Annotated in this window: 36 protein-coding genes; all 36 read right to left on the bottom strand. The window is 46.2% G+C overall.

Going from position 1 to position 22,723, the window contains the following annotated elements:
- Positions 1-2 precede the first annotated feature (2 nt).
- Positions 3-3,086: a PblA gene (locus HGO97_RS14535; RefSeq protein WP_216243017.1), complete on the bottom strand. Its 3,084-nt coding sequence runs from the start codon at positions 3,084-3,086 to the stop codon at positions 3-5.
- A gap of 3 nt (positions 3,087-3,089) precedes the next feature.
- Positions 3,090-3,269: a hypothetical protein gene (locus HGO97_RS14530; RefSeq protein ID WP_118019565.1), complete on the bottom strand. Its 180-nt coding sequence runs from the start codon at positions 3,267-3,269 to the stop codon at positions 3,090-3,092.
- A 26-nt stretch (positions 3,270-3,295) separates the two neighbouring features.
- Complete coding sequence (locus tag HGO97_RS14525) at positions 3,296-3,688, bottom strand: hypothetical protein (RefSeq protein WP_129879516.1); 393 nt, start codon at positions 3,686-3,688, stop codon at positions 3,296-3,298.
- A gap of 45 nt (positions 3,689-3,733) precedes the next feature.
- Complete coding sequence (locus tag HGO97_RS14520) at positions 3,734-4,297, bottom strand: major tail protein (RefSeq protein ID WP_129879514.1); 564 nt, start codon at positions 4,295-4,297, stop codon at positions 3,734-3,736.
- A gap of 7 nt (positions 4,298-4,304) precedes the next feature.
- Positions 4,305-4,631, bottom strand: a complete 327-nt coding sequence (locus HGO97_RS14515) for a hypothetical protein (RefSeq protein WP_002591274.1) — start codon at positions 4,629-4,631, stop codon at positions 4,305-4,307.
- A complete protein-coding gene (locus tag HGO97_RS14510) occupies positions 4,628-5,059 on the bottom strand; it encodes an HK97-gp10 family putative phage morphogenesis protein (RefSeq protein WP_129879512.1) in 432 nt (143 codons plus the stop codon). The genes HGO97_RS14515 and HGO97_RS14510 overlap by 4 nt, the downstream gene beginning before the upstream one ends.
- A gap of 2 nt (positions 5,060-5,061) precedes the next feature.
- Positions 5,062-5,385: a hypothetical protein gene (locus HGO97_RS14505; RefSeq protein WP_009297820.1), complete on the bottom strand. Its 324-nt coding sequence runs from the start codon at positions 5,383-5,385 to the stop codon at positions 5,062-5,064.
- Positions 5,386-5,399: 14 nt separating this feature from the next.
- A complete protein-coding gene (locus HGO97_RS14500; RefSeq protein WP_003023341.1) occupies positions 5,400-5,627 on the bottom strand; it encodes a hypothetical protein in 228 nt (75 codons plus the stop codon).
- Positions 5,628-5,640: 13 nt separating this feature from the next.
- Positions 5,641-6,354: a hypothetical protein gene (locus tag HGO97_RS14495; protein ID WP_216243016.1), complete on the bottom strand. Its 714-nt coding sequence runs from the start codon at positions 6,352-6,354 to the stop codon at positions 5,641-5,643.
- Between the two features lie 14 nt (positions 6,355-6,368).
- On the bottom strand, positions 6,369-6,719 hold the full coding sequence (locus HGO97_RS14490) for a phage head-tail connector protein (protein WP_003023345.1): 351 nt from the start codon (positions 6,717-6,719) through the stop codon (positions 6,369-6,371).
- 17 nt (positions 6,720-6,736) lie between these two features.
- Positions 6,737-7,234, bottom strand: a complete 498-nt coding sequence (locus tag HGO97_RS14485) for a hypothetical protein (RefSeq protein ID WP_216243015.1) — start codon at positions 7,232-7,234, stop codon at positions 6,737-6,739.
- A gap of 16 nt (positions 7,235-7,250) precedes the next feature.
- Complete coding sequence (locus HGO97_RS14480) at positions 7,251-8,483, bottom strand: phage major capsid protein (protein WP_216243014.1); 1,233 nt, start codon at positions 8,481-8,483, stop codon at positions 7,251-7,253.
- 31 nt (positions 8,484-8,514) lie between these two features.
- Positions 8,515-9,114, bottom strand: coding sequence for an HK97 family phage prohead protease (locus HGO97_RS14475; protein WP_003023355.1), 600 nt, complete (start codon positions 9,112-9,114; stop codon positions 8,515-8,517).
- A complete protein-coding gene (locus HGO97_RS14470) occupies positions 9,104-10,354 on the bottom strand; it encodes a phage portal protein (RefSeq protein ID WP_055056149.1) in 1,251 nt (416 codons plus the stop codon). The genes HGO97_RS14475 and HGO97_RS14470 overlap by 11 nt, the downstream gene beginning before the upstream one ends.
- Positions 10,355-10,371: 17 nt before the next feature.
- A complete protein-coding gene (locus HGO97_RS14465) occupies positions 10,372-12,027 on the bottom strand; it encodes a terminase large subunit (protein WP_002591266.1) in 1,656 nt (551 codons plus the stop codon).
- A 6-nt stretch (positions 12,028-12,033) separates the two neighbouring features.
- On the bottom strand, positions 12,034-12,387 hold the full coding sequence (locus HGO97_RS14460) for a hypothetical protein (protein WP_174805388.1): 354 nt from the start codon (positions 12,385-12,387) through the stop codon (positions 12,034-12,036).
- A 106-nt stretch (positions 12,388-12,493) separates the two neighbouring features.
- A complete protein-coding gene (locus HGO97_RS14455; RefSeq protein ID WP_168866526.1) occupies positions 12,494-12,793 on the bottom strand; it encodes an HNH endonuclease in 300 nt (99 codons plus the stop codon).
- A 212-nt stretch (positions 12,794-13,005) separates the two neighbouring features.
- Complete coding sequence (locus tag HGO97_RS14450) at positions 13,006-13,596, bottom strand: hypothetical protein (RefSeq protein ID WP_246597461.1); 591 nt, start codon at positions 13,594-13,596, stop codon at positions 13,006-13,008.
- A gap of 22 nt (positions 13,597-13,618) precedes the next feature.
- Positions 13,619-14,023 (bottom strand): single-stranded DNA-binding protein, encoded by a 405-nt coding sequence (locus tag HGO97_RS14445; RefSeq protein ID WP_216243013.1) that lies wholly within the window; start codon positions 14,021-14,023, stop codon positions 13,619-13,621.
- Between the two features lie 80 nt (positions 14,024-14,103).
- Positions 14,104-14,265, bottom strand: a complete 162-nt coding sequence (locus HGO97_RS14440; RefSeq protein WP_216243010.1) for a hypothetical protein — start codon at positions 14,263-14,265, stop codon at positions 14,104-14,106.
- 9 nt (positions 14,266-14,274) lie between these two features.
- Positions 14,275-15,582 (bottom strand): ParB/RepB/Spo0J family partition protein, encoded by a 1,308-nt coding sequence (locus tag HGO97_RS14435; protein ID WP_216243008.1) that lies wholly within the window; start codon positions 15,580-15,582, stop codon positions 14,275-14,277.
- A 5-nt stretch (positions 15,583-15,587) separates the two neighbouring features.
- On the bottom strand, positions 15,588-16,358 hold the full coding sequence (locus tag HGO97_RS14430; RefSeq protein WP_216243000.1) for a ParA family protein: 771 nt from the start codon (positions 16,356-16,358) through the stop codon (positions 15,588-15,590).
- A 28-nt stretch (positions 16,359-16,386) separates the two neighbouring features.
- A complete protein-coding gene (locus HGO97_RS14425) occupies positions 16,387-16,797 on the bottom strand; it encodes a VRR-NUC domain-containing protein (protein WP_216242998.1) in 411 nt (136 codons plus the stop codon).
- Positions 16,784-17,032, bottom strand: a complete 249-nt coding sequence (locus HGO97_RS14420; protein ID WP_216242996.1) for a hypothetical protein — start codon at positions 17,030-17,032, stop codon at positions 16,784-16,786. The genes HGO97_RS14425 and HGO97_RS14420 overlap by 14 nt, the downstream gene beginning before the upstream one ends.
- Entirely contained in the window at positions 17,016-17,192 is a 177-nt protein-coding gene (locus tag HGO97_RS14415; RefSeq protein ID WP_216242994.1) for an N-acetylmuramoyl-L-alanine amidase, read from the bottom strand. Before HGO97_RS14415 ends, HGO97_RS14420 begins: the two co-directional genes overlap by 17 nt.
- A 1-nt stretch (position 17,193) precedes the next feature.
- Positions 17,194-17,961, bottom strand: coding sequence for a rolling circle replication-associated protein (locus HGO97_RS14410; RefSeq protein ID WP_216242993.1), 768 nt, complete (start codon positions 17,959-17,961; stop codon positions 17,194-17,196).
- Between the two features lie 182 nt (positions 17,962-18,143).
- Positions 18,144-18,662, bottom strand: a complete 519-nt coding sequence (locus HGO97_RS14405) for a DUF7768 domain-containing protein (RefSeq protein ID WP_216242989.1) — start codon at positions 18,660-18,662, stop codon at positions 18,144-18,146.
- Complete coding sequence (locus HGO97_RS14400) at positions 18,659-18,979, bottom strand: hypothetical protein (protein ID WP_216242987.1); 321 nt, start codon at positions 18,977-18,979, stop codon at positions 18,659-18,661. Before HGO97_RS14400 ends, HGO97_RS14405 begins: the two co-directional genes overlap by 4 nt.
- Entirely contained in the window at positions 18,969-19,223 is a 255-nt protein-coding gene (locus HGO97_RS14395) for a toxin PIN (RefSeq protein WP_216242985.1), read from the bottom strand. The genes HGO97_RS14400 and HGO97_RS14395 overlap by 11 nt, the downstream gene beginning before the upstream one ends.
- Positions 19,213-19,977: a single-stranded DNA-binding protein gene (locus HGO97_RS14390; RefSeq protein WP_216242982.1), complete on the bottom strand. Its 765-nt coding sequence runs from the start codon at positions 19,975-19,977 to the stop codon at positions 19,213-19,215. Before HGO97_RS14390 ends, HGO97_RS14395 begins: the two co-directional genes overlap by 11 nt.
- Positions 19,958-20,149, bottom strand: coding sequence for a hypothetical protein (locus tag HGO97_RS14385; protein ID WP_216242980.1), 192 nt, complete (start codon positions 20,147-20,149; stop codon positions 19,958-19,960). The genes HGO97_RS14390 and HGO97_RS14385 overlap by 20 nt, the downstream gene beginning before the upstream one ends.
- An 85-nt stretch (positions 20,150-20,234) precedes the next feature.
- On the bottom strand, positions 20,235-20,564 hold the full coding sequence (locus HGO97_RS14380) for a long-chain fatty acid--CoA ligase (protein WP_216242978.1): 330 nt from the start codon (positions 20,562-20,564) through the stop codon (positions 20,235-20,237).
- A complete protein-coding gene (locus tag HGO97_RS14375) occupies positions 20,557-20,904 on the bottom strand; it encodes a hypothetical protein (protein ID WP_330654264.1) in 348 nt (115 codons plus the stop codon). Before HGO97_RS14375 ends, HGO97_RS14380 begins: the two co-directional genes overlap by 8 nt.
- A 26-nt stretch (positions 20,905-20,930) precedes the next feature.
- Positions 20,931-21,125, bottom strand: coding sequence for a hypothetical protein (locus HGO97_RS23810; RefSeq protein ID WP_246597460.1), 195 nt, complete (start codon positions 21,123-21,125; stop codon positions 20,931-20,933).
- A 166-nt stretch (positions 21,126-21,291) separates the two neighbouring features.
- The gene (locus tag HGO97_RS14365; protein WP_216242974.1) at positions 21,292-22,287 is read right to left on the bottom strand and encodes a DNA cytosine methyltransferase; all 996 of its coding nucleotides are present in this window, start codon (positions 22,285-22,287) and stop codon (positions 21,292-21,294) included.
- A complete protein-coding gene (locus HGO97_RS14360; RefSeq protein WP_246597459.1) occupies positions 22,250-22,615 on the bottom strand; it encodes a hypothetical protein in 366 nt (121 codons plus the stop codon). The genes HGO97_RS14365 and HGO97_RS14360 overlap by 38 nt, the downstream gene beginning before the upstream one ends.
- Positions 22,616-22,723 lie beyond the last annotated feature (108 nt).

The raw sequence follows: 22,723 nt of genomic DNA, 5'->3' as shown, positions 1-22,723 counted from the left end.
TGTTACACCGTCCTTGCTATCATTCTGAACTGTCGGGCTGCCTCTTTCTGCTGCTTTGCGTAGTCCGTAGTATTCGCATAAATATACTGATTGACGACTACGCCGCCTGCTGCACTGCCGCCACCTCTCGGCTTTGGCTTTTTGTCGTCATAATCGTATGTAAACTCTTTGCCTACATTTACCTTTGCGCCTACGTCGAACTCCTGCGGTACGCTGTCCTCAATCATTTTCTTAACGCCGCCGATTTCATCAGAAAAGCCAACGCCGATACCCTGCGCCAGATATACGCCGATTTCGTCACGCATCAGCTTAGACGGGCTGTTAATTCCAAATAATCCCTTAAGGAAGTCGGTAACATTACCTACCCAGCCGCTTATTTTGTCCTTTATCCACTGCGTAGCTCCATGTATGCCGTTCCAGATGCCCTCTACCATGTTCTTACCGAACCCAGCGAACGTACTACCAATATCCTTAAATACGTCGGTTATGCCAGTAATTACATTTTTCATGCCCTCTACGGCTTTGTTCTTTACTTCTGTACCCCATGTAGCCACTTTGGAAATTGCGCCAGAAATGCTGTTGTATATCTTCTCTGGTATTTCCTTTACGATAGTAACAATGCCTGTTACCATTGTGTTCATTACCTCTTTGGCTTTCGTAAGCATATTTGTACCCCACGTAGCCACTTTGGTAACTGCTCCTACTATGCTGTTCCAGATTTTCTGCGGTACTTCTTTCACGATAGTAACAATGCCTGTTACCATTGTGTTCATTACCTCTTTGGCTTTCGTAAGCATATTTGCGCCCCACGTAGCCACTCTGGTAACTGCTCCTACTATGCTGTTCCAGATTTTCTGCGGTACTTCTTTCACGATAGTAACAATGCCTGTTACCATTGTGTTCATTACCTCTTTGGCTTTCGTAAGCATATTTGCGCCCCACGTAGCCACTCTGGTAACTGCTCCTACTATGCTGTTCCAGATTTTAGCAGGCGTTTCTTTCACAATCGTTACAATGTTCGTAAGCATGGTGTTCATTACTTCTTTGGCTTTGATCTGCATATTTGCACCCCATGTAGCCACTCTGGTAACTGCGCTTACTATACTGTTCCAGATTTTCTGCGGCAGCTCCTTAACAATATCTATAACTTTCGTTACAAAATCTGTTATAACCGTGTCGCCTTTTTCCTGCATATTTGCGCCCCACTCTGCTATTTTCTCAACGCCCGCAGCGATTGCCTGCAGTATCAGAGTAGGCAGCTCTTTTATCTTGTTTATGATTGTCGTTACCAGCTTGCCTGCTGCCGTCAAAATCTTAGGCAGCCCTGTAATTAGTCCTGTTACAATGGCTACGATAATCTGCGGCATGGCTGCGATTAAAAGCGGTATTGCATCTATGATGCCGTCAATCAGCGCAACTATAATATCGCCCGCACTTTCGATAATAAGCGGTATGCCCTCAATCAGCGCATTTATGATAGCCGTTATGATTTCCGGCAGTGCCTCAATCAGTACGGGCAACGCTGCTACCAGCCCCTGTGCCAGCCCTGTAATAAGCTGTAAGGCTGCTGTAATCAGCAGCGGTATATTTTCTATCAGCATGGTTACAATATTCGTAACCACCGTTACGATTGTCGGCAGCAATGTAGGCAGCGCCTGTGCGATACCTTGCGCAAGGCTTATGAGTATCTGCATACCCGCCTCTAAAATCTGCGGCAGTAACTGTATCAGCATAGTTGCAATGCTGGTTACTACGTTTGTTATGGTCGGCAATAACGTAGGCAGCGCCGTTATAATGCCCTGCGCCAGTGCCTGCATAATAGAGGGTGCGCTTTCCAGCACTGCCCCCGCTATATTCGTTATCACTTCCAATATCTGCGGTATCATTTGTGAAATATTGCTGATTATTCCAGTAACGCCCTGCTTTATCTTCTCGCCTGCGTCGTCCTGTCCCGCCATAAGGTCGCTTAGCCCGTCCATAATCATTGTGATAGACGGCAGCATTTCGCCAGTGATACTGTTCTTTACGCCGCTAAACGTCCATTGCAAGCGGCTTAAGCTGTCCTCAAACGCTGCGCTTGCTGCTACTGCCTCGTCCGACATTATCATGCCGTATTCTTCTGTTTCGTCCATAAGCTGCTTAATTCCGTCTGCGCCAGAATTAAGCAACGGTAAAAGCTCGGCTGCACTTTTTCCAAAAATATCCTGTGCGGCTGCATTTCGCTGTGTTTCATCTTCCATGCCCGCCAGTGCGTCTATGCTCTCTAAAAGCACCTGCTCCGTGCTTTTTATACTTCCGTCTGTATTTTTCAGCGATACACCGATAGCCTCAAAACTCGCCCCTGCACCTTTCGCTCCCTCTGCTGTTTTCCCCAGCTCTGTAGTAATATTCTTAACGCCTTTGGTTAAGTCGCTTACGCTGCTGCCGCTCCTTTCGCAAGCATAGCTTAACTGCTGGTATAGGCTTGCGCTTATCTGCATTTTCTGGCTTTCCTTGTCTATCTGGTCGCCCGCAGATGCCGTATCACTCGCCATATCGTAAAGTGCCTTGCCTGCTGCTACGGCTGCCGTGCCGATTGCCGCCACCGCTGCTGCCGTTGCTGTCGCAACCTTTTTTACAACCTCTGTAAAGCCGCTGAATTTGCTTGTTGCCTCTTTCGCCTGTTTTCCGCTGTCCTCTACCTCGTTTCCCATTCCGTCTGCGGCTTTTTCTGCCTTGTCCAGCTCTGTAGTGGTCTTTCCTAACTCTGTTTCTGTATTCGCAAGGGCTGTTTTCTGGTAATTAAGCTGCGTTTCCAGCTTTTTACTCGCCTCGCTGTTCTCTCCTGTAGCCTCTTTGCACTTTGCAAGGGCTTTTTCCGTTTCCTCTACCTTTTTCTTTTGTTCGTCGTAAGTTTTGCGTAATACTTCCTGCTTGGCTTTCAGCGCCTCTGCACTGCTCGCATTGCTCTTATACTCTGCCGTTACAAGTTTCATTTCAGAGTTAAGCAGCTTAAGGGTGCTGTTAATCTCTTTGCAGGCTGCTTTATACTGTGCCTCGCCGTCAAAACTAAGTTTGGTTTTAATATTGTCTGTTTTATCAGCCATGATTTACAAGCCCCCTAACGCTATGTCTATGTCGTCCATACCCTCTGCTGCCTGTGCTGGTGCGCTGCTGCTTTCCTGTCCGAAAATGTGCGGGTTATACTCCTTGTGATAGCCGAATAGCTTAATAATCTGGTAAGGTGTCTTTTTCCACGCCTCGCTTTCCGTGTAATGCAGCATAGCCATTGCTATATAAAGCAGCCGTGCGGTGTCTATTCGTCCTGCACGGCTACTCTGTTTCCCTCTGCTGTTGTGTCTGCCTCTCCGTCTGCTGCCTCTTTCTCTTCCCCGCCGTTTGTGGAATATACAAAAGCAGAGAAAATAGCGTCTTTAATTTGCGGCAGATTGCCGATATGAATTAACTTACCTACCTGCTGCTCTGTAAGCGGTGTTTCTCCCTCTTCCATGCCCTCGTTGATAATGAGGGTAAGCAACCAGCGTAAATCTTTAATCATAGTCGGGTTACTCTGGTCAAAAGCCTTGTCCAGCTTGTCATATCCCCCAAATCTGTCCTGCATCTCGTCCAGTGCATTAAGGGAAAACAGTAAATAATAGGTTTTGCCGTTCAGTTCTACGGGCATGCGTCCGTCTTTAATTGCGCTCATGCTATAAATTAAGGCGCAGCCTGCGCTGCGCCTCTCTCCTTTCTCTTATATTGTCTGCATTGCCGCTCCCGGTTCGGGTACGGCTGTAAACCATGTCTTAGCCGCCTTGCTGTCCTCTGTTCCCACAAAGTCTGCTTTCCAGCGGTTATCTTTCTTTCTGGCTGTAAAATCTGCCTCAATATCCGGCGTATTAAACTTAATGCTCTCGCCCTTAGTTTCGTACTTTTCAGACGGCACTTTGAATTTTGCCTTAAGCAGCCATACGTAGCGGTATTTGCCGCCCGTTTTCTTTGCTCTGAACCCTACAGCAACATACGGCGGCTCGTCCTCTTTTCCAGCCCATACTACGCTGTTCTCGTCCACTTCCTGCCCCAGCAGCTCTGCCAGCACTTCCGGCGTAAGGTCTTTAATTCCCAACTTAAGCGTGCCGCTTGCAAACTCCGTGACGCTCTCGCTTAACGTATCGTCTGCATATAAACTGCCGTCTGCGGTCTTTACGGATAAATCGGCGGTCATAGCCTCTGCCATTTTCTTAGGCGTTCCGTAACTTTCTACGCCGTCTGCCTCTGTGCATACGGCATAATATAAATCTTTCAGTCCCAGTGTCATTGTTTAATCACTCCTCTTTCAAAATCTCGACTGTGATAGGCACTAACCAGTACCCCGTTTCTGTTTCGTAGCTTTCTGCATCTATGCTGTTGATATAAACGCCTGCTGCTTTCAATACCTCTTTTGTCTTATCAAGCTGCGCCTCAAAATCGCCCTTATGGAAAAGCGTAACTCTATACATTTCCCTGCGTTCTTTCTCTTCGTCGTCTGCATTTACCGCAGGCGTACCCAGCAGCCGCAAAAATGTATAGTATGCGTCCGGCTTATCCCGTCCAGTGTATACGCCCCTCTGGGCTGGTAGCCCTGCACTTTCTAAAATCTCCTGTATGCTCATTTGCCCGTTTCACTCTCCCATATACTGCGCTGCGCCTCTACTACCTTTTCGTGCGCCTTGGCGTTTGCAGTTGTCATATACGGGCGTGCCTGTTGGCTGCTTGTCCCGTATTCTGCCACAAAGCCGATTGTTGCATAGCGCACTTTGCTTTTATCGCCTTTCCTGTCGTTTCCATGCCCTGCCCGTCCCTGCGGGTATATCTCTACGTATTTCTCCGTATCGTCGCCCTTTACGTCCGTGGCTTTTATGGAATTGATAAAACCGCCCGTTTCGTTCAGTCCCATTGCCTGTGCCTCTGCTTTCTGTGCCTCTATCAGCACATCTGCGCCAGCCTTAAGCATTTTCGGTACTGCCTCAACCGTGGCGGTTTCTCTCCTGCCGAAAGCGTCTATAATATCTTCCAGCCCAACTGTATTAAATTCTCCCATGCTTACACCTCGTTTCTGTGGCGTAAATCTGTAAGCGTAAGCTCTATGGTGTCTGTCCCTGTGTCGTAGGTCTTAAGCACAAAATAGCGCCGCCCGTTTACTTCTACTACGTCCTCGCCGCCATAATCTGCCTTATGTACCTCGTACTTTGCCTCTACCAGCTTTCCTGTCTGCTGGCTCTTAAAATATTCGCTGTACCCTACTGATTTTTTATTACAGAATACAGTGCGGGCGCTTTCTTCCGGCTTTACTGCAAAGCCGTTTTTATTTACCCTGTTTTCTCCGCTTACCTCGCTTATTAGCGTTATCTCGTCTATCCAGTCCATTTTTTACCACTCCTTTAGGTGTCCGTTTCGGACACATAGCCCAAATAGACGCTACCGCAATAACAGTTACCCAGATATGCAGCGTCGGTTTTATGCTCTAAAGCATCTATGCGCCCGTCCAGCGTTTCCATATTGTCGTAGACTTCTGAAAACGTATCATTTACAGCCTGCATATTGCTGTTTTCTCTGGCTGTTATCTCTGATACCAGCGCCTTTAAGCTGGCAAGGCTAAACCACCTCATACCAGCACCTCACTTACGCAAACATGGCTTTTACTTCCTGCTGCGTAATCTCTGTAAAGTCTGCCTCTGTAAGTGCAGTAAGTCCTTTGGTTACTGTAAATTTTCCTGTCTTGTTGTCATACGCAAGCCCCGTTACTACATTGCCTGCCCCCGTAGACGCTACGCTTAAGTCGTCCAGCTGGATAAGTCCCGCTACTGCTGCATTGATTGCCTTAGTAACGTCTGCGGTCTTGGCGTATGCTGTCAGCGCATTTGCAATGGCTGCCGTTACTTCTGTGGTCTTGGCATAGCTGCTTAAGTCTACTTTCCAGTCGCCTACCTTTTCCAGCTTTCCGTCAATTACCATGTACTCACTGTAAAGGTTTCCTGCCTCTCCGTCGGTATTCTTTACCATGTAGATTTTCTTTTCTGCACCGTCTGCCGCTACGTTAATATCTGCCGTACTGTCTACCATTACACGGCTTAAGTGGTCTGTTCCAGCAATCGCCGTGGAAATAGCGCTTGCTATCTCCGTTGCTGTCATTCCGTCTGTGATGCCGTAACCCGCAAGCGTGGTGGCTGCATTTGCCTTGCCGTTTATAAGTTTTTTCAAATCGTCTGCCAGATTTTCTACCGCTACCTTATCAAGCCCCCCCAGCGCTCCTATGGCGCTTTTCTCTGCGTAGCGGTCTTTAATTTCCGCTACCAGATAAGACAGCGTATTATAAGTTACTCTTTTAATCGCCATTCTGTCTGTTTCTCCTATCCGAATAAGTTCTTGATATCTTCCTCGTTTACCTCGTCGTCTGTACTGTCCGGCGTTTCGCCGCCTGTGTATTCACTGGATAGGCTTAAATGAGTTTTCAAGCACTCGTAAGACTTCCAAAACTGCTCTGATTTATCAGAATAGCCAAACTCTGCCTTGCAGTATAAGGTAATTGCCCTAATAATCAGTGCGTCTGTTTCATCCAGTTTCTTTACGCCTACGTCCTGCAAATCCATTTTGCAGGCGGCTATACAGTCGTTTATTTCCTCTGTGATTTTCTCACTGGTGCTGCTTATACGCAGCGCCGCCCGCATCTTCTCGGTTAATGTTGTGGTATCTGCTGCCATAGCCTGCACCCTCTTTCTTACTCTGTCATTACTACTGCTACGCCTGCCTCTTCCAGAACTGCTGCACGCTCTCTGCTTACTGTGTAAATATCCCCCGTATCCTTAATCTGGTTTAATTCCTTGTCAAGAAAACGGCGCTTTGCTTTCACTTTTACCAGCCCTGCTGCTTTCTTTTCTTCCTCGGCTTTGGCTACTGCCTCTGCCGCTGCCTTTTCCTCTTCGGCTTTGGCTGCCGCCTCTGCCGCTGCCTTTTCCTCTTCGGCTTTGGCTGCCGCCTCTGCCGCTGCCTTTTCCTCTTCGGCTTTGGCTGCCGCCTCTGCCGCTGCCTCGGCTGCTACTTTTTTATCCTCTTCCGTAAGCTCGCTGTCGTCTGGTATGTCTACCTCGACGGCTGCGCAGCGTGCAGCAATTTCTTTCTTTGTTCCCTCTGCATCTACGCCCAGCTGCTTTGCCAGTTCCTGCAAATCTGCTTTATTATAGCTTTCCAACTGCTTTACGTCTAAATGTCCTTTCATTGCCTGCCTCGCTTTCTTACACTGCTGTTACGCCCTTTTTAACTAAGATAATGCCCGCAGCGTCAGCTACTTTGCCGTCCACAACCATTAAGCACTTATTCTTAATCTTGTTGTTGTCGTGGTCTGTCCACTTCACTACCTGCATTTCCATGTTGGTATTGATAACGTAATCGGAGAAATTCATAAATACTGCGATTACGTCGCCCTCGTTTGCGTCGTCCCAGCTCGGTAAAACGTCGTCCTCTACTGTTTCTACGTTCTTACCCATGAAACGGTATGTTTCCTCTCCGTTTACGCCGTAGTTTGTGCGTCCGATAGGCTGCCCGTTCTTATCTTCCATACCGTCAATGCCAGTATCAAAAGTGGACTGGTTCATAACAAAACTGCCGTTTCTGTACGCCTTTTTCATTTTTCCTTTTACCTTGTGCCAGCCGTTCCAGCTTGCGTACTCTTCCGGTGTCAGAGTAATTACAGCTGTTACCCTGCTGTCTTTCAGAACGCCCAGCGGCTGCCCCTCGCCTGTACCGTTGAAAATAGCAATTTCAATAGCCTTTACCATTGCCTCTGTTGCCATAGGTACAAACAAATCAGTAAACATTTTCAGCGTTACTACATTCGCTAAAATGCTCTGGGAAATTTTGCACTCCAAACCGTAATAATTGAATGTTACGGAATTTTTAGCAGATGCTTTCTGGTCGTCGCTGCTCTTTTCCTCTGTAATCCAGTGCGCAGTAGGCTTTAAGTCTGCAATCGGAATGGAAACGCCGCCCTGTACGTTAATCTTGCGCACCTTTGCATAAATGCTGCCGTAGCTTTCCAGTTTCTGAATGATTTCATTCATAATAGTTGTCGGAATTACAGCGCCACTGTCTGCTGTGGTGGTGGTTTCAGCTGCTCTGTACTCTGCCGGAATAGCAACGCCTCTGCATACATAATTCATAAACGCTTTTCTGTATGCCATAGTGTCGTATTTGTCCTCTGGTTCTCCTGCTCCTGCGCCGCCTGCTCCCTTGAAATTTCTAAGCAGCGTGGTATCTGCTCCCGCTCCACCTGTCGGCTCTCCTGCTGCAATTCTTTCAAGCAGCTTTTTGCGTTTCTCTGCCGCTGCCAGTAAAGCGGTGCGCTCTTCCTGCAAGTCTGTTACCTCTGTTTCCAGTTTTGTAATTTCCTCGTCTGTAAGCTCTGCCGCTCTGGTGTTAAGCTCTTCTTTGATTTCGGCTAATCTTGCCTCAATTTCCTTTAATCTCATAGTCTGTGTTCTCCTTTTTTGTTTTTGGTTTTTATAAGCTCGCCTTAATCTTTAGTATTGCTGCCCGCCTCTTAAGCAACTCCTGCCGCTCTCGCTCGTAACTCCTACTCGCAAAAGCACGGGCGCTTATTTCAGTATCGTTATTTGCCGGAATGCTCACGGCTGATACATCATAAACCTTTTTGATTTTCAAAATTGTTCTTGTATGTGTTTCTCTGTCGTAACTTTCCTCTGCCACTGTAAACGCCCATGACATTTTAGTAATCATTCCTGCGCTTATGTCCTGATACAGCCCACGGGCTAAGTCTGTCCGGCTTAAGTCTGCTGCCACAAAAAGCCCCTTTACGTCCGGCTCTAAAATCAGCGTATTATTTGACTGTCTGGCAAATACTCTGCCTTCATGGTCGTACTGCATGATAACGTCGCTCATGTCTGCGCTGTCTAATGCGTGTGCGTCTATTCTTTCGTAAATCTTTGTGCCGTCCTCAAACTCATATAAAAGGTATGGCGCATTAAATGTAGTAGCGTAGCCCTCTACGTAGCACTCCGACTGTAAACGCTTTTCGCCGGAACTCTGCGCAGCCAGAGGCGCTACCAGCGTTCTATATTCCCGCTCTTTCTTAACTGGCATTATTTACACCCTCTTTCTCTTCCTGTCCGTTCTGCGGCTCTTCTCCTGCTGCTGGTTCTGTCTGCTGCGGTACTTGCTGTATGATAACTGACTGCTCACTTCCTTTGTGCAGCTCGCTTACCTCTGTATATTCCTTTCGGATATAATACTTTTCCCCGTCCTCAACGTGTGCCATGTTCCATATATCCATTACGCCGTTTCTGTTCAGTAGCGCACGGTCGAAAAGCTGTGTACTTACGCTTAACTTTGTGGCGTTGCTGGCGTATTGTAGGCGGTTTGCAGAAAAGAAAATAGCATTGCCGCAGGCTCTTTCTCTCTCTGTAAAGCTCATATTTGTCATAACAAGCGATAGCTGTATTGCAAACGGTTCTATTTTCCCCTCGTAGTAAGCGTTCCACGTATTTTCATCAAATTTATTTTGCAGAATATCCATATTTGTACCAAAATGCGTACATACATTTTCCTGTATGTGCTGCATCTGCAATGCGTTTGGTGTATATGGTTTGCTTTCTACCTGTTTCAGCTCACTAAACTTGTTATCATAAATAATCATGCCGCTATCGTTGTCGGCGCTTAAGTTATCCTCTGTAAAGCGTTTCCGCTCTTTCTTTATATCCTCTGGTTTCAGCATATTTGCCACCTTTGCCAGAAAACGGATATTTGCAGAATTTTTTACAGCGTTTATAATTCCCTCATTCTGCGTATGTATCAGCTGCATAGTTGGTGCAAGCGTGCTGTTGTCCTCTCCGAAAAGGTCGTCTTTATATTCAAAGTCTGTCATAATGCCTACACGCTCAAACTCAATAGCTCCATAGCTGCCATTTGCAAACAGATACCGTAAATATAACTGCCCCTCACTCTCTACCACCTCGCAGCGTTCAGCCCGCAGCGGATACCAGCCACACAAGCGCCCGTATTCATCCTCGATAGGTATAATAAAAGCGGTGTGTTCCACCGCTACATACGTTGCCAGACGCTTTATAAATTTTGTTGTATCCATGAAGTAGTTGGGTTTATGCTGCAATGTCTTTTCCAGCGACTTAAGGGCGCTGCCCTCTATCTCCGGCTTTAGCTTGCTGCAATGTGTGGCAAAATTATTTATAGCCGTTCTGGTTAAATCCATTTCATACACGCCGCCGCTAAAGCTGGTAAACGTCGGGCTGTATCCGTTCAGCATTTTGAAATAATTACCTATGGCTTTTAATTCTTTGCCATGAAAAAGATAGTCTAAAAATTTCATGCCGTTTACACTCCTTTCTATGCGGCATTTTTAAGCAGCTCGCCGCACTCTTCCCAGTATTTCTGCCGCACGGTCATTGCATCTATGACAGATACAAAGCCGTCGATATGCGCCCGCTGCTCGATTTTTATAGGTCTGAATTTTCTTGTTTCCATGTTGTGCTTAAGCGCAACATTTAAGAAATGTGTCTTTAGTAAATTGTTGTCGGCAATCTTAAAATCGCCGTCTTTTATGATGCCCTCAAACTCCCGTATAACTGGTGTAAGGTTTTCGCCTTGGTAAACGTCGTCCATGTGAAAACCATAATTTGCCATATCGGTAATAAGGTACTGGGCGCTGTATCTGTCGTAGCCGATTTTTAAAGGTCGTATTCCGTAATCTTCCAGTAGCATAGTAAACCAGCCGTAAACGTCGTGGTAGTCTACATAATTCTCGCCGCTTAAGGTTATCAGCCCCTTTTTAACAAATATGTCATACGGCACGCCGTCCGTAGCCTGTAAGTATTCCAGCCTGCCCCGTGGCATAAAGAACTGCGTAAACGCATACAGTGTGCCGTCTTTCTGAATAACCACACTGGCTGCCGTTAAGTCCGTTGTCTGGCTTAAGTCAATACCGCCCACTGCGTAGCAGTCCCTAAAGTCCTCTAAGGTCTTTTCTACTCCGGCGTTCTCTACTGTCTGATATTCCAGCCATGCAATAGAGCTGTTCTGCTTGATATTGCAATACTTTGTAAGGAACTCTGCTTTTTTACTTAAGCTGCCCTCTGCTACGGCTATCTCGTCCATAAAGAAACTTTCTTTTACGGATACACCCATGTTAGGGTTAGCCTTTTTCAGTTCGTCTATGTCGTTCCACTTCTCCACATCATCAATCATGTAAAGGAATGGTAATAGCCTGCGCTCTTTGCTGTTTCCTTTCAAGAAACTTGTGCTACGTTTCATTAGTTCATCATAAATACTGTCGTTGATATATCCGGCAGTGCTTATGCTCAATATCATAGGTTGAGTACGTGCGCCTAAAGCGGATTTCATAACCTCATACTGCTTTAGTCCAGCGTCCCCGCTCCATGCTGCCATTTCATCACATACCACAAGCTGCGGGTTAAATCCGTCTGACTTCTTGGCATTAAAAGCAATCGGTTTTATTACCGTGTTGCTCTCCGCAATATAAATATCGCTGCGCCGTTTCTTTGCCAGCTCCGCTAACTCGTCCTCTGCCTGTACCATTTGATAAAATCCGTCATACACCAGCGCTGCTTGGTCTAATTTTGGAGCTAAGCAGTATATTTCTTGTCCGTACTCCGGCTCTAAGTACGCCATGTATGCAATAATCGCAGATGCAAATAAACTTTTTCCATTTTTTCTGCCAATTACAATAAAAATTTCACGGAAAATACGTATTTTTTCTGCGTCCTGTATGCCAAAAATAACAGAAACTATGGCTTTCTGCCATAGCTCCAACTTGATTAAATCATTACGCCCCTTGCTGTGGTGGCAAAAGTTCTCTATGAACCGTATAGCCTTATTCGCAGCCTTTGCATTAAAAAAATACTCCTGCTTTTGCAGCCCGTTTATAATGATTTCGTATATTTTCTTTATCCATTTTCCCGCTATGATTTCGCCGCTTGTAATCTTTGCGTGGTACTCATAGATATAATTTCGATAAGGCGGCAATATTGCTTACTCTTCCCGCAAAGCCGCCAGCCTGCTTGTCTTTCGTTTCGCAGCTGGTACTAATTCCGTAAGCTGCTTAATCACTGCTGCATAGTTCTTACTAAGCGCTATGTAGGTTTCTGCCTCTGGGCTTTTCTTTGTTCCCCACTGGTTCTGCCCGTTCTGGTACTCACTCGTCCAGCCGTCTTTTTCAAGTTTCGCCTGCAAGTCGTCCAGCTCAATGCTCATAAATGCAGCCTTTTCTATCAGCGGCGTTACTAATTTTCTTTTGTTTTCGTCTAAGTCCTTGAAAATTCCCTTAAGTCTGGTCTTTTCGGTCTTTATCCTCTGTTCTTTGGTTTTCTCTTTCTTTGTTGCCATTCCTTTACCCCGCTTTCCATTCCTGCGCCGCACCACACCCCCTACACCACCCGTGCGCACGCCCGTAGGGTAATTTTAGGGTATCCCCCTCGGTATCTGTCCCCCTTTAATTTCTTTTCTGCATAGGGGGGATTATACCGCCGTCTGCATCAAATCTATAACGCAGCCTCGGCGCGCTTTTATGATGCTCCTTGTTGTGGCAGTCTTGGCATAACGCCTCTAAGTTATCCCAGTTAAGCGTTATGTCTGTGTCATTGATATTGTCACGGTTAAGCCAGCGCTTATGATGTACTATCTTTGCAGGCTCTCCGCATCTCTCACAAATAAAGTCTTGTGACATTAAGTAAGCAGCTCTTGTATTCTCCCACGCTGCTGATAAATAAAAACTCTTAGCCCATTCTTTCACGCTGTCCCCTCTCTTTCTTTTAGTATCCCAGCGCCCTAAGTTTCATGCGCTGGGTGGAGGCTAAAGAATGAAAACAAAAAAGAGTAGGTTACTGCTGCCGCCTCTGCGGTTAAGCTCTCGCCTACTCTTTCCATGCTACCATTATATCTCTTTTGTTTTTCCATGTAAATTTCATGTTTTTTTCATTCTTTTGTCATACTTCCTTTTCCCTGCTATCTTATCTTGTCCTCGTCCATTCCCCACAATAATACCGACAACTCGTTTATGATAGCTGTTATCCAGCGTCTTGGTGTGCTGTTTCCCGTGTCCAGTTCCTCTGCAATCTTTGCATAGTCCATGCCCTGCATAAAGTACATTTCAAACGCCTTATACTCTACCTCTCTATCTGCCGCCTTTCTCCTGCGTTCTATCTCTTCTACCGCCTTGTCGATATGTGCCGTCATAATCAGAGTTTTAAAGCGGCTGCGTCTGATGCTCTCTAAGTATGTACGCTGCTGCTCGTCTGTCATTCCTGCAAGTTCCAGCTGCTCCCCGTCGCTTATTGCGTTCTCAATGTGAAAAGCTGCGTCCCGATAACATTTCATCAGCATAAAGGTGTTATGATACTTATTCTGCTTTCTGTCTTTCTCTTCCTGCTTTTTGTATTCCGCTACTGCTGCCCGTGCTGCTTTCTGTATCATTTGCTCAAAATCAGCCGTAGGCAATGCTACCCACTGCTCCCCCTCCGGCGCTCCTGCTGTTTCTTCATTCTCTGGCTTAATCTCTGTAGCCAGCCCTTTTATTTCTACCTCTTTTTCCTGCATCTAAATTGCCTGCCTTTCACTTTTAATTAAACGGCAGCTCGTCGTCTACGCCGTCTGGAATATTCATAAAGCCGTCGTTATAATCTGTCTGCTGCCCTGCTGCCGCTCTCGCCTCTGCCTCTGCCTTTGTTTCCCCAAAGCCTACGTTATTTGCCACTACCTCTGTGTAATATACTTTCTGTCCCGTTCTCTGGCTATCGTAACTGCCCGTTTTAATCTTTCCTGTTACCTCTGCCTTATTTCCTTTGCTTAGCCATTTGTCTACCCATTCCGCAGTGCGCCCAAAGCATTTGATATTTATAAAATCTGTTTCCCGTCCGTCGTCTACTGCCAGTGTAAAGCGTGCAATAGCGGTGCTGTTTTCCTGCCCGCCATATCTAAGCTCTGGGTTTTTCGTCAATCTTCCAGAAAGTGATACGTTATTCATGCCCTTTTCCCCTTTCGTTAATCTCTTTAAGCTGCTGCCAGATGCTTACCAGCAGCAATACAATAATTGCAAGTAAAATATTACTCATTATCTTTTGCTCCTTTCTTGCATGGTGGAAACGGGCAGTTTTTGCAATCTGGGTTTTTACATCTTTTCGGCGCTCCATTCTTCCAGTAATTACTTGCTGGCGGGTTTACCCCGTACCGTTTTTTATAATTCTTTTTCCACTGTCTGTATTTCATGCTTTACCCTCACTCTGTTTTATAATCGTCAATGCTCATTTGTCTCGAAATTTGCCCCTCGGTGTCCGTTTCGGACACTTCGCTAAGCCAGCCTTTTTCTACTGCTATCTCCTTTTCACAAATTCCCAGAACGCAGTACCCCTCTGCAATAGCTGTGTGCGTTTCCTCTGTGTCCACGCAGGATATATAAATCTCTTTCGTGTTTCCAGTGGCTCTGCCCTCTTCAAATTCTTGTATAACTGCAATCTCCCCGGCACTGTACTTCTCATACTTTAAAAGCAGATACGGTAGCACCCCTGCGCATACGCCTTTAAACGTCTGCTTTGAAACTCTAATATACTTCTTTGCTTTTGTGTCGCTTGGCAGATGCTCCATTTTTTCTGTGTCCGCTTTCTCCTGCAATTTCTTTTTTGTCTCTCGGTCTATTCTGTCCTGCTCTTCGTTATACCTCTGCTCGTCTGTCTTTTCTGCCTCTGCCTTGTTTATATACTGGTCGCACTTCTCACAAGTCCCGGTCTTTACGTTGCAATCCTTATAGCGCTGGCATGAATAACACAATGATGTAATACTTTCTGGGTGCGGTGTCTCGTAGTCGTCCCCCGCTTTCTTCTCTGCTACCTTTGCCGCTATCTCTTTTGCCCTCACGTTGCCGTCTGCTGCCTGCTCCGCAATTTCCCTCTGTTCGTCCTCTGGCAGCTTTGATGCCTCATAAGCAGCCGTAATACCCATGTTCCCATTTTTCAGCTGTTCTTTAATCTCCGGCGTGGCGTTTTTGTTGATGCTCTCCATTCTTGCTATGTTTGTGCTGCTCTCATTCAGCATAGCTGCCACTAAGTCCCGCATCTTGCCTTTAATCTCTAATCCGTCCTCTTCTTTTGCCCGGATAAGCGCCGATTTTGTTCGCTCTACTAATCTGGTCTTTTCGTAAGCTGTAAGAGGCTGCGTGTATCCGTTCCCTGCCAGTAATGACAGCTCATACATTGCCTCTGTCATATCCTTGTAACGGTACTTTACTCTCTCATACTCCTTATGCCCCCGCTCCAAATTCATAATATTTGCAGCGTTTCTTCTATGCCCGTCCACTATCCGAAACTCGCCGTTTACTCTTGCAAGTACCGTAGGCTGCTCCTGTCCTACGTGCAAAAAGCTGTCTGCCAATTCTTCTATGTTCTCTAAACTCTGGTGCGTGTTCTCCGGCGCAGCCTTAACCTCATAAGGGCTTAAATAAATCTCTTCGTAATCTTCTACCCTGCCTGCTGCCGCAGCTCTGCTCTTTGCGTTTAAAATATCATTTAAGCCAAACTTTGCCTTTGCCATTTTCTTTACCTCGCTTTCCCCGTATACTCTGTGATAAATTTCTTGTATCCCTGCGCCGCTCCGCAGCACGGGCTATATTCATAAATCGGCTTTCGCATAAATGAGCTTTCCGCTACTTTCTTGGAATATCTAATAACGCCCAGTATTTTATACTTTCCATTCTGTGCCAGCCATTCTACGCCCGCTGCCTCTCCGTCCGTATTCTGGTAGGACGTTACCAGCACGCCGCCTAGATGCAACCGCTCATTAAACACTTTTGCGTCCTCTATCTGCTCTGCCACAATGTCCAGCCCCTCTAATGCGTCCTCGTCAATCTTCACGGGTACTATAACCTCGTCCGTGATTGCCAGCGCATTTACCACGTTAAGCCCTATGTCTGGCGGGTTATCTATTATGCAGTAATCGTAGTAATTGCTTACCCCTGCCGTTCTCTCTGTCAGCCTTTTATATCTCTCTATTTGGTTTTCATTCTCTTCCCTCGTCAAATTCCATGCAGCCCCGAAAAGTGACAGATTAGCGGCTATAATGTCTATTCCCTCATACTCTGTATGTTGTATAATTTCCCCTGCTCTCTGCCATTCTCCACTAAGCAGCTTTGTTATCGGCGCTACGCTCTCTGTGTCATATCTTCCATACGCCCTGCTTGCATTTCCCTGCTTGTCGTTATCAATCAGCAGCACCTTAAACCCTCTGCGGTACAGCTCGTATGCCATATTTACCGCTGTAAAGGTCTTTGCTACGCCGCCCTTTAAGTTCAAAATGCTTATTGTTTTCATTCTTGCCCTCACTTCCTGCGCCCGCCTCTTAGCGCAATGTAATAGTTTTCTGCTCCTGTGTCAGTTCCTCTGTATGTAATAAATAGCGTTCTATCAGCTCTGCCGCTTTCTGCCAGCCATAACATACCGCTGTATAATATCCCTGCTGCCGCAGATATTCTAACCAGCGGCGCTGATTTTCCGTCGTGGTATTCTTTCCAGCTTTAAGCTCAATGTAAAGCCCGTGATACCCCGCCCTTGCAGCTGGTAAAACAATATCCGGCACTCCCGCCTTTACCCCCTGCCTCTTAAGTGCTACCGCTGTCGCTCTGTCACGCTTGCCGCCGTTTGGTACGTGGTGCATATATTCCAGTTCCGGCATACGCTCCATGTTGTACCCAGCCCAGCTAAACAGTGCCTCTTGATGCCCGCTTTCGTCGTCAAGCCTAAAATTTTTCATGCTTTCGCCTTTCCCCTTTCTTAAACTCCACATATTTGTAAATTCGATACAGCAGCCCCGTGTTTCCGTTCTTTCTTGCCGCCTCTACTGCCAGCAGTTCTACTGTCTGCTCCTGCTCCGCTGTCTTTCCCGTCATCACGTCCCAACGGCAAATATCAAAATATTCGCACCGTAGGCAGCAATGGTAGCAGTCTTTCCCTCTCTGGAATAGCCAGTATTTAAGCCTCTCTATCATTTTCCGTTTTCTCCTTTCTGCTCCCGTTGTCTGTCCACTCGTCCTGCCGCCTCATTACGTCTGCTGCTATCCCAAACGCAAGCAGCAGCAATGCTACAAGCAGTAGAAAAACCATTACTATAAGTGCTGCCGCAATCAGCAATCCTTTTATTATCTGCATCTTATCCCCCCCTCTCCTCTAATTTGACTAACGTATATCTGAAATACCCATACCCGTAATAATCCGGGCTGTGTACGCCTTTGCTTACGCTGTCCTTGTCCACGTAATAGCCTTTTATCTCCCTCGGCTCTGCCTTAAACCATTGTCTATCTGTAATTACCCTTATTTCCGGCTCTGGTCTTACAAGGTTCTTGCTGCAATTCCAACGCTTACCCTGCAATGCCCCGTCCTCGTCTTTTCTGTGCTTATCTGTGTACTTGATAAAATAGCTTGCCAGTTTTGCATAGTTGCCGCTGTCGTCCAGAGGAAAAACCTTTATGCGGTTATGCCCCTCGTATGCCTTATACCAGCAGCGCTGCAAAATCTCTGTGTCAATTTTATTTATCACTAAATGATGATGCCTTGCGCCTCTCTCCCCTATCTCCATAACGTGTATGTACTTAAGCTCTAACCCTGCCTTTTTGTACTCTTTCCGGCACTCCCTTAAAAATACATCTATGTCTTTGCGCATCTGCTCTTTTGTTCTATCCGGCTGCCCTTTCTTTCGGATATAGTCAAGCTCTAAATGGTAATCCCCATAACCAAAATTAGCGTTCATCAGTATTCTTAATTTTCTTTCCGCTTGTCTGGTGTTTACCTTTGCCTGCTGCTCCTTTGTTGGCTTAACTTTATCCCCTCTCTTTATCCCCGGCTTTTTATATCTGCTGGTAAAATATCTTTCTACCTCTATCGTTTTTCCTGCTCTGGTTATCCTCTCAACGTATGGCATACCCTTACCCCTTTTTCTCTATATCTGTCGGATAGTTAATACTTTTATCAAGTGGTAAAACGGGCTTGCTGCCCGTGGTTTTTCCTTGCTTTTCTGCCATACTTCGCTTATAATATTTGTAGGTTTAAAAGCTGTATAGCTTAGCCCCTATGGTATTCCCGTACCGTAGGGGCTTTTCCTTTTTATTCAATTTTTACCACCTTGCAGCCTGCGGCTAATTCGCTCATTGCGTAATCGTAGGCTCTTTGGTACGGCTCTTTGCAGCTGTACCCAGTGCAGCTATGTAAGCGGCTTCCTTTGCAAAATTTGCAGCTGTTCATTTTGGCGTAATCATTTGCCGCCTGCTCCCGCAGCTTGTCTATCTGTTTTCTTACCTCTTCCAGCCTCTCTGCGTTCACTACGGCAATACCCAGCCTGTCTGCCGTTTCTATCTCCCTGCACATACCCTCGCTGATACCATACTTGCCGCCTACAATCACAAAATCGCAGCCTTTCAGCAACGCTAAGCCTGCTGTCAGTCCTTGCGCCCGTTCCTGCGGCTTTCTCTCGTCTAAGCACTGTGTCATATATAAATGTGGTGTAATCGGTGCTAAACCCGCCTTAAGCGCCTGCCTTGTAAGTGCCTGCGCATATTCTATGTTTCTGTCCAGTTCTGCGCTGTCTCCTGCCCTATACGGGCTGCATACATATACTTTCATCATACCTTTTTACCCACTTTCTGCTGTGCCTCTGCCCTCGCCTGCTCATTTCCTGCCAGATACGCAGCTAAGCACATAAGCTCGTCTGCTCCCTTTTCGTCCATAAAGTCGCAATCAATGCAGCATTTACAGTATCCCGTAATCTGTAAATATCTGTCGTATACTTCCTGCGGCGTTTGGCACTGCTTTAAACTACTTACCATGCCTGCAAGCCGCTGCACTGCCTTTATGCCTGCCTCGCCGCCTTTTCCATGTATCCCTACTGTAATTTCTCGCATTTTCGTTGTGCCGTCTGCTCCTAAAATTGTTTTACTCTTCATTCTGTACCTCACTTTCTTCTTTAAAGCCAGCTAAAAGCATTGTCATTGCGTCTATAGCTGTGTCAAAATGTTTCCCCAGCTCTGCCGCATCAAAAAGCCCCTGCTGTCTGTCTTTCCCGTTTCCTTTTATTACCTGCGCTTGCAGAATAGGCTTTAGCTGGCTAAGCCCTGCTATGCTATCCTCTAACTCTTCCTCACTCACGCAGATTTTTACATAACCTTTCCCGATATTCTCAACACTCATTTTTTACCTCTTCCTTTTTTATTGTGTGTACTGATACCTCGTAGGCTGTACGTGTCTCTGTCACTCTCTCCGCTACCACGCCGTCTGCGTAAATTTCCTCTATCAGTTTTTCGTATTCCCTACTCTGCAATCTCCCCAGCAGCTTTACTGTATCCCCCGGCAGCCAGTTTGCTACCTCGTCCGCTGTCTCATTCCAGCAGATGCACGGTATAAGGCTGCTGCACTTCGTAAGCTGATTTTTTACTTTTACAAAAATGTCAGAAATGCGCTTTCCTCTCGGTGTCTCTCTGTATGTAGGCTTATATACAATCTCGCCCACTAATACTATGTCGTTCTGTTGTTCTGCCTTTGGACTTAATGCCACAAAATCAGCCAGTACAAAAACCAGCTGCCGCCCTGTCGAAAATTCTTTAAGTGTCTGCATCTTCCCATAGAGTAAAAGCCTGCTGCCTGCCGGATACTCTCGCAATACGTCAAACTCTACGCCCTGCGTCGATTTATGCGGCGTATTCCACGCAAACGCTACTACCAGCGTGTCCGTTATCCCGCTCGGTCTTTCTACTTCAATCAACCCCAGATAGCCCTTAAACCGCAGCCCGCATATATCCTCTACCGCTTTCAGCTCCTTTACGTCTCCTGCCAGTCCTACTACGTTCTTTTCACTGCTGCCCGCTGTCAGCTGCTCTAAAATTTCCGTGTTAAGGTCTTTTAAAAAGTTCGGCATAATTTCCTTTTTATCCTGCCCTTTGCTCATGCCTTACGCCCTCTCTTTCTCTTCCATAGCTTTGCAGTGCCTCTGTCGCTCTTTTATAGCACTCTACGTCTTTTTCTTCTTTTACCTTGCATACGCATTTCCCCCGCTGCTCCCCGGTATACTCCCAGATTTCTATAAACCCGTCGTCATATATGCTAAATCTGCTGTGCATACGCAAGTTATGCTTTTTCTGTAGCGGTCTGTATACTCGGTAAAACTCTTTTACTGCCTCTCTATATTCGTCCATGTGCAACCCTTTACTTTTCCGGCATCTGGTATACTCTTGGTATAACCGTTGCCATAGGCTGCATAGGCGTGCTACCTCTTATAAGTCCCCTACTGCCCTCTGCGTACAAATAGCTGCTACATACTTTTTCTATCTCGTCCAGCACCTCTATGCAGCGCTCTTTGCTCTCATACTCTGCAATTTCCTCTAAGCAACCGTCAGAAATGCAAATAGTGTGGTGTACTGCTGCCTCTTTCCCTCTTTTGCAGTCATGTTTTTCTTCGTACTGCAAGCAATTAAAGCAAATGCCGAAAGCATACAGCTTTTCTCTGTTCTGGCTGCGTATGTATACGTTACTCATTCTCTGCCTCTCTTTCCCCGGTTTCGTCCGGCTCTTTGTGTTCTTCATATCCCTCTAAGTATCCAGCACAAACTATATCAATCTCTTTACCGTCCCTGCCGTCGTTCCTTATCTCGATTTTTCCGTAATATGCGTAAATACAGCAGCCGTCATAATCAAATACTCTTATGCTGCCCTCTGTCGCCTGCTCCGGCACTTCAATTACCAGAGGCTCTGCCTGCTGCCTGTTATCGTCGTTCTTATGCCCCTGCTGTGGTTCTTGGCTGGTAAGCAGTACAAATAATGCAGTAGCTGTTACTCCGGCTACTGCCGCAGCTATCCATATCAGCAACTTAAGCACTCTATTTTCTCGTCTATGTTTCTTCCTCATGCTTTCCCTCTCTTTCTTCCGTCTATGCTTAGTCTCTGCTTTTCTTCGTCCCAGTCAAAAGAGGCACACGCAATGCAGCGTTTGCATTGCTCTATAGGCTCGTCGTCCCACTCACTGCTAAAGCCTAAACAAGCGCCGCTCCCATCTTTTCCGGCAGTTCCGCATTTCTTTTGTAAGCTGCATTTCTCCATACGTTGCTTTATCCGGCACTGTTTGCAAACAATCTTTTTTCCTGTTGTGCAACCCTCTTGCCTCGCAAAATATGCCGCCCAAACTTTACTTACTCCATTTCTTGTGCTATGCCAGCCTATAACCCTTTCGCCGCATATATCGCAAAAAACCTCTGTACTTACTTCTCTATAAATAGCCACTTCCTGCCTCACTTCCTGCCGTTTCATGCAGTATCATTTTTCTAAACAGACTTTCAAATATCGGTACAGGTATGCTATTGCCAGCCTGCTTATAAAGAGGCATTGTATAGCGCCCTACCCGCTTATGCACTGCTGCCGCTGCGTTAAAATCTGCATCTGTATAACCCTGCAACCGCCAGCACTCTAACTCTGTCAGATACCTATAGCGCCCATTCCCCATATCTATTACTTGCGCTGGTGTTCTGTCTTGCCTTGCTGTAATTGTAAATGCGTAGTCCTCTATTACCGTCGCCCGCCGTATTCCTTTTTTCCCTATTGCCTCTAAAACGCTTGGCTGTGTCACGTCGTACACTTGTGGCGCATCTGATAACAGAAAATCGTTTATATTCCTCATAGGTGTTTTAATTAAATCGTCAAAAGAAAATTTTTCATTTCCCAGCACTGATACTGTAAAAACTCTTTCCCGTGCTTGTGGTAGTCCAAACTCTCTTGCGTCCAGCACTTCAAAATTATTGCTGTATCCCAATCGCTCCATTTCCGATAAATACCGATTAAAATTTACACGCATATAACGGCTTAATACATTTTTTACATTTTCCCAGATAACGTATTTTGGTTTCCATTCCCCCATTTGCTCGATAATATGTATCGTTTCCCACATAAGGCTTGAACGTGTCCCGCTGCCCTTATCTGCTCCCTTTCCACGGTTTATACGCCCTGCCTCTGCCGTCGCTTTTCCTTGATGTCCTGCTATGCTGAAATCTTGGCACGGGCTACCATGTATTAAAATATCTGGTTTTAAGTTCCACCCTACTACGCTCTGTGTCTTATATTCCAATTCGTCAGAAAACATAGCGTTGTAAGAACGTACCGCCTTTTCGTCTATCTCCACGTAATCAATAGCTTTTACTGGTATGCCTATATTGCGCAGGGCGCAACGTGGGCTACCTATCCCCCCGAACAGCTCTAAAATTTTTATCATTTCTTTTATTCCTTTCTTTTGTCTCCCAGTAATACCTATTCACTATGCACATCTCTCGGCTGAAAATCATATACAATCCTAACGGCACTGTAAAAACTGCTATTGTAGCGTCTTCCTCTAATATGTAGATTGCCAACGCTGTAAATGCCAGTAATGCTACGCCGTTCAATTTCTGCATGATAAAATACTGTCGGCGGCGTTTTTTCTCCCTCTGCCTCTGTCGCATATCTTCCAGCGCATCTGCGTACCCTCTTCTATACGCTGCTGCTACCGCAGTTCGTCTCTCCGGCTGCGGCTCTACTATCTGTATACGTGCTATGTTCTCCATTCCCTATGCCTCTCTTTCTTTCGGCGGCGCTCTCGGCATTTTCATTGCTACCGCTCCCTATTCTGGCGTAATTTACCGTGTGGGCGCTTTTCACATTAAAAAGCTGCT

The organism is Faecalicatena faecalis, from assembly GCF_012524165.2.
Classification (GTDB): domain Bacteria; phylum Bacillota; class Clostridia; order Lachnospirales; family Lachnospiraceae; genus Faecalicatena_A; species Faecalicatena_A faecalis.
This window is presented reverse-complemented; position numbering and strand designations above follow the sequence as displayed.